We start from the raw sequence: 13480 nt of genomic DNA, 5'->3' as shown, positions 1-13480 counted from the left end.
AAAAATTACGCCGTGCCGCCGACGGTGAGCGTGTCCAGTTTCAGCGTCGGTTGGCCGACGCCCACCGGCACGCTCTGGCCTTCTTTGCCGCACACGCCCACGCCTTTATCGAGCGCCAGATCGTTGCCGACCATCGAGATCTGCTGCATCGCCTCGATGCCGGAGCCGATCAGCGTCGCCCCCTTCACCGGTTTAGTGATGCGGCCCTTCTCGATCAGATAGGCTTCGGTGGTGGAAAACACGAACTTGCCGGAGGTGATATCCACTTGGCCGCCGCCAAAGTTCGGCGCGTACAGGCCGTACTCAACGCTGGCGATGATCTCTTCCGGCGTCGATTTACCCGCCAGCATGTAGGTATTGGTCATGCGCGGCATCGGCAGATGCGCGTAAGACTCGCGGCGGCCGTTGCCGGTCGGCGCGACGCCCATCAGTCGCGCGTTGAGCTTGTCCTGCATGTAGCCTTTCAACACGCCGTTTTCGATCAGCACGTTGTACTGGCCCGGCACGCCTTCGTCGTCGATCGCCAGCGAGCCGCGGCGCCCTTGCAGAGTGCCGTCATCCACCACGGTGCACAGCTCAGACGCCACCCGCTCGCCCATATGGCCGCTGAATACCGAGGTGCCGCGTCGGTTGAAGTCGCCTTCCAGGCCGTGGCCCACCGCCTCATGCAGCAGCACGCCCGGCCAGCCGGCGCCCAACACTACCGGCATATTGCCGGCCGGCGCCGCCACCGCGCCAAGATTGACCAGCGCCATGCGCACCGCTTCTTTGGCGTAGGTATCGACGCGCACGTCGCCGTCGACGGTTTCCAGGAAATAGTCGTAACCGAAACGGCCGCCGCCGCCGCTGGAGCCGCGCTCACGCTTGCCGTCCTGCTCCACCAGCACGCTGACGGAGAGGCGCACCAGCGGGCGAACGTCCGCCGCCAGCGTGCCGTCGGTGGCGGCCACCAACACCTGCTCGTAAACGCCGGTGATGCTGGCGTTCACTTCCTGCACCCGCGCATCGGCGGCGCGCGCCACCTTGTCGACGCGGTGCAACAGGGCGATTTTCTCTTCGCGCGGCAGGCTTTGCAGCGGATCGAGCAGCGGGTACAGCGCTCGATAACCGATCTCACCCAGGGTATGCGCCCGCCCGTCGCCCTGCTCGCGCACGATGCTGCGCGCCGCCTGGGCGCTCTGCTGCAGCGCATTCAGGGTGATCTGATCGGCATAGGCGAAGCCGGTCTTCTCACCGCTGACGGCGCGCACGCCGACGCCCTGGTCGATATTGTAAGAGCCATCCTTGATGATGCCGTCCTCGATCACCCAGGCTTCGTGATAGCTGGACTGAAAATAGAGATCGGCGTAGTCGATACGGCGTTCTGCCAGTTGACCCAGTACCGAGTACAGGTCTTGATGACTCAGCTTGTTGGTAGCGAGTAACTGCTCACTGACAAACGTCAGACTCATAATGGTTTCACTCTTGATTGGAGGATAACTTGTCAGACGGCGCCGTCAGCGACGTCTGGAATCGGTTGTGCTGCAGCACCGGCATCTGCGCACGAATATTTTTCAGGCTTGCGGCGTCCACGCGCACCTTCAGTGCCGCCACGGCGTCCGGGTTCTCGGCCAGTACCTTGCCCCAGCCGTCGACGGCCAGCGTGTGGCACCAGGTGCGACGGGTCGGTCCGTGGCGCCCCACCTGCGCCGGCGCCAGGATCATGCACTGGTTCTCGATCGCTCGGGCGCGCAGCAGGATTTCCCAATGCGCCTCGCCGGTTACTCGCGTAAAGGCCGCCGGCACCGAAATCAGTTCGGCGCCCTGTGCCCGCAGCGCCTGGAACAGCGCGGGGAAGCGCAGATCGTAGCATATGGTCATGCCCAAACGCCCGACCGGCGTATCCACCACCGTCAGGTGCTGCCCGTGCTGGTAGGTATCCGACTCGCGGTAATGGCCGTGCGCATCGTTGATGTCCACATCGAACATGTGCAGCTTATCGTAGCGGGCGCGGATCTCGCCCTGCTCGTCGAACAACAGGCTGCTGGTGGTGATAAGCGCCGGGTTCTCACGGCTGACGAGTGGCATCGAGCCCACCAGCAACCACACGCCATAGCGGCGCGCCAGTTCGCGCACCGCATTCTGCAGCGGGCCATCGCCCTGTTTTTCCGCCTGTTGGCGGTAGGCTGCGGAGTTGGCGAACAGCAGCGCGTTCTCCGGCGTCATGACCAGTTTTACCCCGGCATTGAGCTGCTTAATCTGCTGTTCAATCTGGGCCAGGTTATCGCGCACCTGATCGCCACTGCACAACTGCAACAACGCAACGTTAGCATTCTTCATGACGCCTTATCCTCCTTTGACTTACGCTGTACCTCATTGATCTTCGGCTGGTCGAGATCGCCGCCGATATGGTAGCGAATCAGCGAAATCTTGCTCCACAGCGGCCCCAGCACCTGCGAGGCGGCGAACACCGCCGCGCCGACGATCGGGTTAACGACAAACGCCGTGGCCACGCCGACGGTCGCTGAAATCGCCGGCGCCACCACCGCTTCCATATCGATGCGGCGGCGCGCCAAATCGATCTGGCCGCTCATAGCAATATCCGCCGCCAAGCCGTCGATCAATAGATTATCAGTATGCATTATGCCATCTTTCAGCCAGGCGGTACTGCGGATGGAATCAAAGTAGAAGCCTTTGCCGAAGGTATCGCTAAAGTCGAACTGCAGCTTGCGCAGCAAGGCGTCGAAGCTGACCAGCCGCAGCAGTTGACCGGCGCGGCCGCCGCCCATGCTGTCGATCTCGCCCTTGCCCATTTTGACCTGCAACGCGCCGCTCAGCGTATCGACCCGCGGCTGCCACGGCGTGCCATGCCAGTACAGATCGAAATCCACGTCGTAAGGCGCCCCTTTGAGCGGAATGGTGATGCCGAAGAAGGCGGCGGTTTCATCAATCTTGCCGCCGAGCAGCTTGCCCTTCAGCGAGCTGCGCTCTTCCTGCGCGTTTTGTTTCCACAGGCCGGTGGCGGTCATGCGCCCTTGGCCAGTATCGACCAGGCCGTGATCCAGCGTCAGAGTATCGCCCCGATTAGTCAGATCCGCCTCGACCTTGCCGAGGTTCTGCCCCAGCACCCAGCACGACTTGCAGCGCAACATCAGCGAAGGCCAGTCGCGGAAGCTGATTTTCTCCGGCGGCGGCGGCGTGCCCGCCGCGCTTTTAGTCTCTGCGAACTGCGGGTTGTAATACAGGTAGTTGATATCGGCGCGCCACGGCCCGCGATCGGCCACCCGCAGGCTGCCGTCCACTTCGTCGCTCTTGGCGCTCACGAGGGTAGCGCCAAGCTGTTTCTCGGCCGACAGCGTCAGCTTGTGCCAGGCCTGGCCGCCCAACAGCAGCTGCGGCGTGGTCAGCGCCACGGTGGTGGGGAAGCTGAAACCGCCCACCTGGCCGCTGCCGCCGCCCTGTTTCAGCGCCGGCGCGAGCAGCGCCAGCCACTGCTCACCGTCCAGCGCCGGCAGATTCAGCGTCATCGACTTGCCGGCCGGCAGCGGCGGCGTCCCGCCCCCGTTGGTTTGCCAGGCAGCGCGCGCCAGATTCACCTGTTTTTTATCGAAGTTCCATTCGCTGTTGAAACGGTTCTGTTTGCCCGCGCTGCCGGTCAACATGAAGCCGTTCAGGCCGCCTTTGACCTTGACGTTCACCGGCAGCGCCTCTCCCGGCACCTTGTCCAACGGCGAAGGTAAGTGACTGCTCACTTTCTTCAAATCCGCGTCGAGACCGATATCGTAGCTGGCCGAACCTTGGTGCGGCAGCGTGATGGCCACCTGGCTCTGCCAGGGCGCGCTGCCGTTGAGCGCATCGGCGGCCTCCTTCGGCAGGCCGGGGAACTTGCCCGGCTGCCAGTCTCCTTTCAGACCCACGTTGACCTTGTAGTCACGCTCGCCTTCCTGCGTAGTGAAGTTGACCGCCACCGGTTGCCCGAACCAGTTGGCCGACAGGGTGTCGCTCTCCAGATTGCCGTTGTTGAAACGGAATTTGCCGCTGAGCTTCTGCAGCTCGCTTTCCAGCGGTTTTATCAGCAACGAATTATTGTTCAGCGCCACTTCACCGGTGGCTTTGACCTGCTCGCCGTCCAGCGGGATATCCAGATGTAAGCGCCCACTGACATCGCCGCCGATCTGCAGCTGCTCCAGCGCCGCCCCCAGCGAATCGTGCAACGGCGTCTGCATAAAGTAGTCATGCACATCGCTGCCCGCGCCGGCCACGTCGGCGTCAATCAGCAGCCGCTCTTTCAGGTAATCCGGGATCACCGCACTGATATTTTTGCCCGCCACCTTACCCAGCCGGGTTTGCGGCGCATGCATCCACAGCCCCTCGTTGGCAAAGTCGAGGTCGATCGCCAAATCGGTCAACGCCGGCCAGCCCGGTTGGAACTGGAAGGTGGCGTGGCGCAACGGCACGAAGACCTCGAACTGCCCTTCGTTTTTACGGTACGGGAAATGTTGCGGATCGCCGGCATAAATCAGCGTGGCGTTATCCACCTGGCCGCCCTGAATGGCGCCGCTCAGGTAGTCCACCAGATGCTTGCCCATCAGCGGTTCAGGGAAATACCGCCAGGCGTCGGCGCCGTCATACAGGCGGATACCCGCCAGGATGTTCAGCCACGGCTCGCCCTTGGCCGGCTGCTGATAGCGGAAATCGCCGTTGACCCACAGCGACTTCGCCTTGACGTCCAGCCCCTGGCTCGCCAGTTCCCAACCTTGATCGTTATAACGCCAGGTCAGCGCGCCGCGCGCGCGGCTGACTTCAAGCGGCGCGCGGAACATGTCGCCGTAAGGCAGGGTGCTGTCGGTGAGCCCCAGCGTCAGGCGGCCGTTCTCCACCCCGCCGCTCAACGCCCCGGAGAAGTGGTTAACGCCCGGCAGCAGTTCCCAACGCTGCCAGCTGACATCGCGCCACAGCGCCTGGAAACGGCTCTTTTCCGGCTGCTTGAGCGGGATGTCCAGCGCCAGCGCTTCCAATTGCCCCTGCGGCTGCAGATCGTTCCAGCGGTCGAGCACGTCCGGGCTGAGGAAGGAGAAGGTCGGCAGCAGCGCCGACAGACGCTCCAGCTGAATATCAGTCGCGCGCACACGCAGTTCTTCATTCTGCGCCGGCCCCATGAATTCGTTGTTTTCCGGCAGCCACAGCGCGGAAAACCCGCCCTGCGGCCAGGCCTGGCCGTCGGTGCTCAACCGCAGTTGCGGCACGTCGAGTTGCCAGCCGGTGCCCTGGCGGCGCAGCGACAGCGCCAGATTATCCACGTCCAGCCGGTGCTGCGCGGCGCCGGTGTCCCAGTTGGCCGCCCCCTGCTTGAGCAACGCATTGCCGCCGGCGATCTGGCCGTTCTGCACCTGCAGCCAGGCCGCCAGGCTGAAGTCGGCGCTTTCCAGCCCGGTGTTGGCGCGCAGCCAGCGGGTAAACCAGGGTTTCATGTCGATGTTATCGGCCTGCAGGTAGACCGTGCCGGTATCCAGCAGACCCTGATTATCGCGCAGGTCCATGCGCAGCTGCACCACGCCGTGTTGGCCGTTCAGCGTAGACAGACTGATCTGCCCCTCGGCGCGGTGACGATCGCGGCCGTTGAGCCAGGTCAGCTGGGGAATGTCAAATTCGGCGCGCGCGCCGGCGGGCGTCAGGAACGAGATACGGCTGTCGCGCAGATCGAAATGATCGAGCTGGCGCAGCATCAAATCGCTGATTTTGCCCGGCTCAAGGCCTTCGCCCTGCTGGTCGCCGCCCAGCGTGGCGTTCAAATCGAGGCGGAATTGGTAGAAGGTCAGATCGCGGAACTGCCAGCGCCAGTGCAGCAGCGACTGCCACACGTCCAGCGCCAGCGTCACGCGCTCGATATGCACATCGCTTTTGGGCAGCGTAGCGCTCAGGTTGCGCATTTCAAGCTGCGGGCCGAACGTTTCCCAGCTGCCCTGCACGAAATCCATTCGCACAGGCACGCCGGACAGCTTCTCCACCTGCGCCAGCAGTTGGGGGCGGTAGTCGTTCAGCTTCGGCAGCATCAGGCGCAGCCCGCTGATCAGCAGCGCCACAATCACAATTAGGGTGGCGCCTGTTGCTAACAGAATCCCAGGCAGTCGCCTCACGCAGTTCTCCTTGCTCCGCTGCCTGGCAACGGGAATATCTATGCACTGACGGGCCCGGCGTGCCGGGCCCCTACCGATGTCGGGCGGGCTACATCATGACGACGTCGAACTGCTCCTGGCTGTACAACGGTTCGATCTGCACTTTCACCTGTTTGCCGACGAAGATCTCCACTTCGGCCAGCGCGTGCGACTCTTCGCTCTTCAGCGCTTCGCCGACCGCCGCGGAAGCGTACACCAGGAAGCGATCGGAATCGTAGGCGTGATGCACGCGCACAATTTCGCGCAGGATCTCGTAGCACACGGTTTCCACCGTTTTCACGGTGCCGCGCCCATTGCAAGTAGGACAATCGTGACAGAGCACATGTTCAATGCTTTCACGCGTTCGTTTACGCGTCATTTCAACTAAGCCTAGCTGAGAGAAGCCGTTGATCGTGGTTTTTACCCGATCTTTACTCAACGCCTGCTCCAGCGAGTGCAGCACCCGGCGGCGATGCTCTTCGTTGTTCATATCGATGAAGTCGATAATGATGATGCCGCCCAGGTTGCGCAGCCGCAGCTGGCGGGCAATGGCCTGCGTCGCCTCGATGTTGGTATTGAAGATGGTTTCATCGAGGTTGCGGTGGCCGACGAAGGCGCCGGTGTTGATGTCAACGGTGGTCATCGCCTCGGTCTGATCGATGATCAGATAGCCGCCGGACTTCAGCTCTACCTTGCGCTCCAGCGCGCGCTGGATCTCGTTTTCCACATCGTACAGATCGAAAATTGGTTGGCTGCCGGTGTACAGCTCCAGCTTGCGGGTGATGTCCGGGATATACTCGCCGGTAAACTCCACCAGCAGATCGTGCGTCAACCGCGAATCGACGCGGATGCGATCCAGCGCCGCGCCGGCGAAGTCACGCAGGATGCGCTGCGCCAGCGCCAGCTCGCCGTACAGCTTGTATTTGGTCTGGTTGCGCTTCTTGCGCTCCATCACCTTGGTCCACAGGCGTTTGAGGAACGCCGCGTCCTGCGCCAGCTCCTCCTCGCCGATGCCTTCCGCCGCGGTGCGGATGATAAAACCGCCCAGCTCGTCGCAGTGCGGCGCAACGATGGACTTCAGGCGTTCGCGCTCGGCTTCGCTTTCAATGCGCTGCGACACGCCGACGTGCGCCGCGCCCGGCATGAAGACCAGATAGCGCGAAGGCAGCGTAATGTCGGTGGTCAGACGCGCGCCCTTGGTGCCGAGCGGATCTTTCACCACCTGCACCATCAGGTCTTGCCCCTGGCGCACCAGCTCGGCGATATCGCGCACGTGGAAGTTTTTCCGCTCGTCGCCGGCGACGCATTCGGTATGCGGCATGATGTCGGAGGCGTGCAGGAAGGCGGCCTTGTCCAGGCCGATGTCGACGAACGCCGCCTGCATCCCCGGCAGGACGCGGCTGACGCGCCCTTTATAGATATTGCCGACGATGCCGCGTTTGGATTCGCGTTCGATATGAATCTCTTGCAGAATGCCGCCATCGATATAGGCGACCCGCGTTTCAGACGGTGTGATATTAACCAGTAGCTCAGCTGTCATGCCTTCTCCTCAGAGCCGGTCGATAATGGCAGCGCCCATCAACCGGTTCTTACATCACGTAATGCGACAAAATTACTGAGCAGCTCATGTGTTTCGACCAGTGGCAGACCGACCACCGCGTGATAACTCCCGGTTATCGTTCTGACGAAACAACCACCCTTTCCTTGAATGCCGTAGGCGCCCGCTTTATCCATCGGTTCACCCGTAGCAATATAGTCGCGGATATCCTGTTGCGACAGGCTGCGGAACGTCACGTCGGTCACCACCAGCTGGCAACGCACGTCTTGGCGATCGGCGATCGCCACCGCCGTCATCACCTGATGCTGTTTGCCCGACAGGGCCGCCAGCATCTGTGCCGCATGGGCTTCGTCGCGCGGCTTCTCCAGCACCCGGCCGTTGAGCACCACGATGGTGTCGGCGCCCAGCACCGGCCGATCTTCTTGCGCCAGCGCCACGCCCGCTTTGGCCTTGTCCTGCGCCAGGCGGCGCACATAGGCTTCGGCGGCTTCGCCTTCCCGGCGCTGCTCTTCGGTATGCGTCAACAGGATGTCGAACGATACGCCCAGCAGGGTCAGCAGTTCACGTCGACGTGGGGAGCCGGAGGCCAGATAAAGCGAAGTCATTGAGATACCCTTACTGTACGGCGAACTGACGGCGGATTTTGCGCATCAACAGGAATAACCACGGCCACAAAATGCCGTTTACCACACTACTCCAGAACACCTCTGGGCGGAAAGAGACGTTGATCACTAAAAACTCAGCCCAGAACACCACCACGTCCATCGACAGCGACAGCAGCACGACGATCAGCGCCTGTTGCCACAGCGCCATATTGCGGAACAGTTGGAATTTGAACGCCACCAGGTAGGCGATGATGCCCAGCGCCAGCGCGCGCACGCCCAGCGTGGAGCCGAGGATCAGATCCATGATCAACCCCAGCACGAAACCGGTGCCGACGTTGACGCGGTGCGGCAAGGCCATCACCCAGTAAATGAGGATCAGCACCAGCCACGAAGGCCGGAACATGTAGATCTGTTCCGGCCACGGCATGATTTGCAGCACCAACGCCACCAGGAACGACAGCCAGATGATCCAGCGCCCGTGGCTGCGGTAACTGTTCATTGCACCACTCCCGCCGCGGCAGGCTGAGCTGGAGGCTGGGCAGACGCCGGAGCGACGGTTTGCGGCGCCACGCCGGTGGCCGGCGCCGGTAGCTGCGGCCCGACCGAACCGGCAGGCGGCAGCACCTGCGGCATCATCTGCATCAGGCGTTCATTGGCCACGCGGTGCACTTCGTCCGGCGGCAACGGCATGTCGCCGTTGCGATCGGCCCCCCACAGCAGCAGCAGGTAGCGCAAGCGCTGCAGACCGGCGGTCGGCCGCGCCTGAATCACGGTGTAAGCGCGTTGATTGTCGACCTTGACCGAAGAGACGACCGCCACCGGATACCCTTCCGGGAAACGGCCGCCGAGGCCGGAGGTGACCAGCACGTCGCCAACGCGGATATCGGTATTGTTCGGCAGGTGTTCCAACTGCAGATCGTCGGCGCAGCCGCTGCCTGCGGCGATCACCCGAATATCGTTGCGCAGCACCTGAATCGGCAACGCGTGCGAGGCATCGCAGATCAGCAGCACGCGGCTGGTCACCTTCGCCACCGCCACGACCTGGCCAACCACGCCCTTGTCACTGATCACCGGCTGGCCTTCATAGACGCCGTTGTCCGACCCTTTGTCGATAACGACCTGATCGCTGTACGGATCGGAACCGGTGGAGATCACCTGGGTGACCATCTTGTGTTCGTCCTGGCGCAGCGGGGAACCCAGCAGCTCGCGCAAGCGGGCGTTTTCCTGCTTGAATTGGCCAAGAAGAAGAATATCGCTGTTTTTCAGCAGCAGTTCCTGCCGCAGAGCGCGGTTTTCCAGCTCCAGCTGTTGGCGGGTGGCCAGCGTTTCCGACACGCTGTCCAAAACTTTACGCGGCCCGTTGGCCAGAAAATAGAAAGGGCTGACTGCGGTGTCCATGTAGTTACGTATCTTCACGAACGTGCCGAGCCGGCTGTCGGCAACGATCAGGCCAATGGCCGCGATCACCGCCAAAAAAAGTCGCAGTTGCAGGGAAGGCCCCCTGCTAAAAATCGGCTTCATAAATTATGCGAGTTCCTCGACAACAGAAAGAGGAACCGTACCCGATTTTCGCTGTGCGCATTCATCCGATACGATTCCTCCTTCCAGGGGCTGACTATTCTTCGCTGAACAAATCGCCGCCGTGCATGTCGATCATTTCCAACGCCTTGCCGCCGCCGCGCGCCACGCAGGTCAGCGGATCTTCCGCCACCACGACTGGGATGCCGGTTTCTTCCATCAGCAGGCGATCGAGGTTGCGCAGCAACGCGCCGCCGCCGGTCAAGACCATGCCGCGTTCGGAAATGTCGGAGGCCAATTCTGGCGGGCACTGCTCCAGCGCAACCATCACCGCGCTGACGATGCCGGTCAGCGGCTCTTGCAGGGCTTCGAGGATTTCATTGGAGTTCAGGGTAAAGCCGCGCGGTACGCCTTCAGCCAGGTTACGGCCGCGCACTTCGATTTCGCGCACTTCGTCGCCCGGATAGGCAGAACCGATTTCGTGCTTGATGCGCTCTGCGGTGGCTTCGCCGATCAGCGAGCCATAGTTGCGGCGCACATAATTGATGATGGCTTCATCGAAACGGTCACCGCCGATGCGCACGGAAGAGGAGTACACCACGCCGTTCAGCGAGATCACCGCCACTTCAGTGGTACCGCCACCGATATCCACCACCATGGAGCCGGTCGCTTCGGAAACCGGCAAGCCTGCACCGATCGCCGCCGCCATCGGCTCTTCAATCAGGAACACTTCACGCGCGCCGGCCCCTTGGGCGGACTCGCGGATAGCGCGGCGTTCAACCTGGGTTGCGCCGACCGGCACACAGACCAGCACGCGCGGACTTGGGCGCATAAAGCTGTTGCTGTGAACCTGTTTGATAAAGTGCTGCAGCATTTTTTCGGTCACGAAGAAGTCGGCGATCACGCCGTCTTTCATCGGGCGAATAGCCGCGATGTTGCCGGGGGTGCGGCCCAGCATCTGTTTGGCGTCATGACCGACGGCCGCTACGCTCTTTGGGGAGCCGGCACGATCCTGGCGAATGGCAACCACCGAAGGTTCATTCAGTACGATGCCTTGCCCTTTAACATAAATCAGGGTATTGGCGGTACCCAAGTCGATGGACAAGTCGTTGGAAAACATGCCACGAAATTTCTTAAACATAACGAAAGGATAATCCTGCAAGCTGGGGGCGGAAAATAAAATCCGCCTACTTTACCAACCACACGAAGCAGCGACAAGGCGCAAAAACGTTCTACTTCGGTGAAAAATAGTCTGTATTGTTTCTGCTCGAATGCACGGAAATTGGATGAGGCCTGAATTCCCTGAACAAAGGCTCAGTTTACCACCCTGTCAACGCACGAAACGGCGTAACACAGCTCATAAAATCTAACATATTCCCTGATTGCCGCCGGTGGTAAGCACCTACCAACGTCAACCAGATAAAGGCAGACAAGAGCCTATCTCAAATAGGCGTTGTTGTCGCAGGCAGTTTGGAAAAAACTCCAAAAAGACGGTAACGAGGCCCAGATGGATCCGGTCCTCATTCTACGTCAATTTTTGTCCGTCAATCAGCTTAAACACGATAACGACGTGAATATTTTTTACGCCCCACGTCGATCGGTTCCGGCGACGCGAAAAAGTCGCCCTGCCCGCCATGGATCCCACGCTCTTTCAACGTCTGCCATTCGTTGCGCGTGCGTACGCTGGCAGCGAACACCTGAGCGCGCGTGCCCGCGCAGGCGCCGGTCAGGCTCTGCACGAACAGCTGGTTTTCGTCCCGCTTATCGATACTCCGCACCAACCCCGGGTGGAGCTTGACGATCTCCACCTGCAACGACTTGATATAGGACGTACTGACCACGGTTAACCCCGCTTTGGACACCGCCAGGCGGCAACCCAGCCCTGACAGCAACCTCAGCACCGGACGCAAACGGTCGATATGTTGACACACATCTGCCTCCGCAAGTTCAATCAGAATGCGTCGACGCTGACTTTTTTCGCACTGCAACAGCGTATCGCGCAGCCAGCGCTGGAACGAACGCTGCAAAATCGAGTCCACGCACAGCGGGAACGCCAGCGTTTCTTCAGGCCACTGAGCCAGCAACGGGATGATGCGGCTCACCTGTTGGCGATCGTAACTCTCCGCCAACCCCAATTGCTCCACCAGCGGCATATATTCCGCCGGCAGCAATTCCTGGGCACCGTCATAAATTCGGCTCATGATCTCGCGGTGGTGCACCTCGCCTTCCACGGTCACCGCCGGTTTCTGATACAGCCGCGGGCCGCCGCGCGCCAGCACCTGTTCCAGCAGCGTGCGCCACTTGACGCTGCCGCGCCCCTTTTCCGGCACCTGGCTGTCGTACACGTACCAACCGTTTTCGCCCTGCAGCGTGGCGTGCCGCGTCGCCTGCTCCGCGTAATCGATCACCTGCTCCGTGGTCTGACCGCTGCGGTACGCCACGATGCCGATGTGCAGGAAGGCCTCACGGTCGATCATCGCCGTGGAAGGCAAGGCATCGATGGCGTTGACCAGCTGTGAGGCGATGCCGTCGGCCTCCTTCAGCGTGCGATGCGGCAGCAAGACGGTAAAATCGCTGTGAAAATAGCGCGCCAGCAGCGCCGACGGATAGCGCATCACGAAGGTAGACAGCAGATTGACCAGCGAATACATCAGCTCCTGCACCGCCACGCTGCCGTGCGTCTCGCGCAGGGTCTCGAAATCGGGCAACCGCACCATCATCACGATGCCGTGAGAGCCTTCCTCTTCCAGCTGAGTGGTCAATTGGTTATCGAAGAACAGGCGATTGTTCAGCCCGGTTTTGGCGTCCTGCGCCGCGAAGGCGCGGATCAGCGTATCGACCCGGCTGCGCTCCTCCCGGGCTTCCGCCAGATCGGCCAGCAGGCGGTCGAGCGCCCCGCTGACGTTGGCCGGCCATTCGCGCACGTCGCCCTGCATGACGTTTTCACGCTCGCCGTTTAGAATGCGCCGCGCGCGGCGTTCCAGACGATCCTCGCCGTCGGCCTGTTCACGCAGCCAGCGCAGGCTGAACAGCAAAATCACCACCATGACGACGATCGACAGCGTGACGGCGGCCGTAGATTGCAACGTGCGCACATCGCTGGCGAAGGGATCGAGGTAGGTGATTTGCAGCGTACTGCCCGGGTGCTGCAACAGCGGCCGCGAGACCTGACGATAGCCGTTCAGCGCATCCCAGGGCTCTTTTTTCGCCGTCGGTAATTTATAGTCGAGGAGCTTGCTGGCGCCGGCCTCTACGCGGACTGACACGATGCCGAGTGTGCGCATGACAATCGGCAACCATTTCTCCTGATCGCGCGGCGACTCGCGCAACATAGCTTGATCGAGAGACGTAACCAGCGAATCAAAGCGACGCTCCTGGCGATCCTGGGTAACGTAAAAGAAGCTGTATGAGCATCCCATCAGCATCAAAAACATCGCCAGCGCGACCAACAGAGTGATCAATGCAGAGAGTTTGGTGGTAAATCGCATCCCTGTGCCTTGTCCGCTATGGTTAAGTGAGTGTTCACCCTTTAGCTAAAAGGGGCCGTCCAACCCTAACAAGCCTTGCTGAGGAATTAAACCTGCAAGCGCCGTTTTTGTCCTTTATCAGGACTTGGGCCGCTTATTATGCATATAGTCAAATAAATGTGATTCAGCCATTGATAG

The 13480-nt window shown here is 61.2% G+C and carries 9 protein-coding genes; all 9 read right to left on the bottom strand.

Features of this window, described 5'->3' with window-relative positions; all coding sequences use genetic code 11:
• Positions 1 to 5 precede the first annotated feature (5 nt).
• Positions 6 to 1451: a metalloprotease TldD gene (gene tldD / locus J9788_RS19835; protein WP_046897224.1), complete on the bottom strand. Its 1446-nt coding sequence runs from the start codon at positions 1449 to 1451 to the stop codon at positions 6 to 8.
• Between the two features lie 7 nt (positions 1452 to 1458).
• A complete protein-coding gene (gene nit1 / locus J9788_RS19830; protein WP_182265472.1) occupies positions 1459 to 2319 on the bottom strand; it encodes a deaminated glutathione amidase in 861 nt (286 codons plus the stop codon).
• Positions 2316 to 6116 carry an AsmA2 domain-containing protein YhdP gene (gene yhdP, locus J9788_RS19825; RefSeq protein ID WP_182265473.1) on the bottom strand — a complete coding sequence of 1267 codons (3801 nt, stop codon included), beginning with the start codon at positions 6114 to 6116 and terminating at the stop codon, positions 2316 to 2318. Before yhdP ends, nit1 begins: the two co-directional genes overlap by 4 nt.
• Before the next feature lie 88 nt (positions 6117 to 6204).
• On the bottom strand, positions 6205 to 7674 hold the full coding sequence (gene rng / locus J9788_RS19820) for a ribonuclease G (protein ID WP_019453170.1): 1470 nt from the start codon (positions 7672 to 7674) through the stop codon (positions 6205 to 6207).
• 38 nt (positions 7675 to 7712) lie between these two features.
• Positions 7713 to 8297, bottom strand: coding sequence for a nucleoside triphosphate pyrophosphatase (locus tag J9788_RS19815; protein ID WP_033644452.1), 585 nt, complete (start codon positions 8295 to 8297; stop codon positions 7713 to 7715).
• Positions 8298 to 8307: 10 nt separating this feature from the next.
• Entirely contained in the window at positions 8308 to 8796 is a 489-nt protein-coding gene (mreD, locus tag J9788_RS19810) for a rod shape-determining protein MreD (protein WP_004936918.1), read from the bottom strand.
• The gene (mreC, locus tag J9788_RS19805; RefSeq protein ID WP_033644451.1) at positions 8793 to 9818 is read right to left on the bottom strand and encodes a rod shape-determining protein MreC; all 1026 of its coding nucleotides are present in this window, start codon (positions 9816 to 9818) and stop codon (positions 8793 to 8795) included. The genes mreD and mreC overlap by 4 nt, the downstream gene beginning before the upstream one ends.
• 94 nt (positions 9819 to 9912) lie before the next feature.
• Positions 9913 to 10956: a rod shape-determining protein MreB gene (mreB, locus tag J9788_RS19800; RefSeq protein WP_003855260.1), complete on the bottom strand. Its 1044-nt coding sequence runs from the start codon at positions 10954 to 10956 to the stop codon at positions 9913 to 9915.
• Positions 10957 to 11368: 412 nt separating this feature from the next.
• Positions 11369 to 13303: an RNase E specificity factor CsrD gene (gene csrD / locus J9788_RS19795; protein WP_182265474.1), complete on the bottom strand. Its 1935-nt coding sequence runs from the start codon at positions 13301 to 13303 to the stop codon at positions 11369 to 11371.
• Positions 13304 to 13480 lie beyond the last annotated feature (177 nt).

The sequence above is a fragment of the Serratia sp. X10 genome (genome assembly GCF_017811775.1).
Classification (GTDB): Bacteria; Pseudomonadota; Gammaproteobacteria; order Enterobacterales; family Enterobacteriaceae; genus Serratia; species Serratia ureilytica.
The sequence above is the reverse complement of the archived record's forward strand: the minus strand, read 5'-3'. Positions and strand labels throughout refer to the sequence as shown.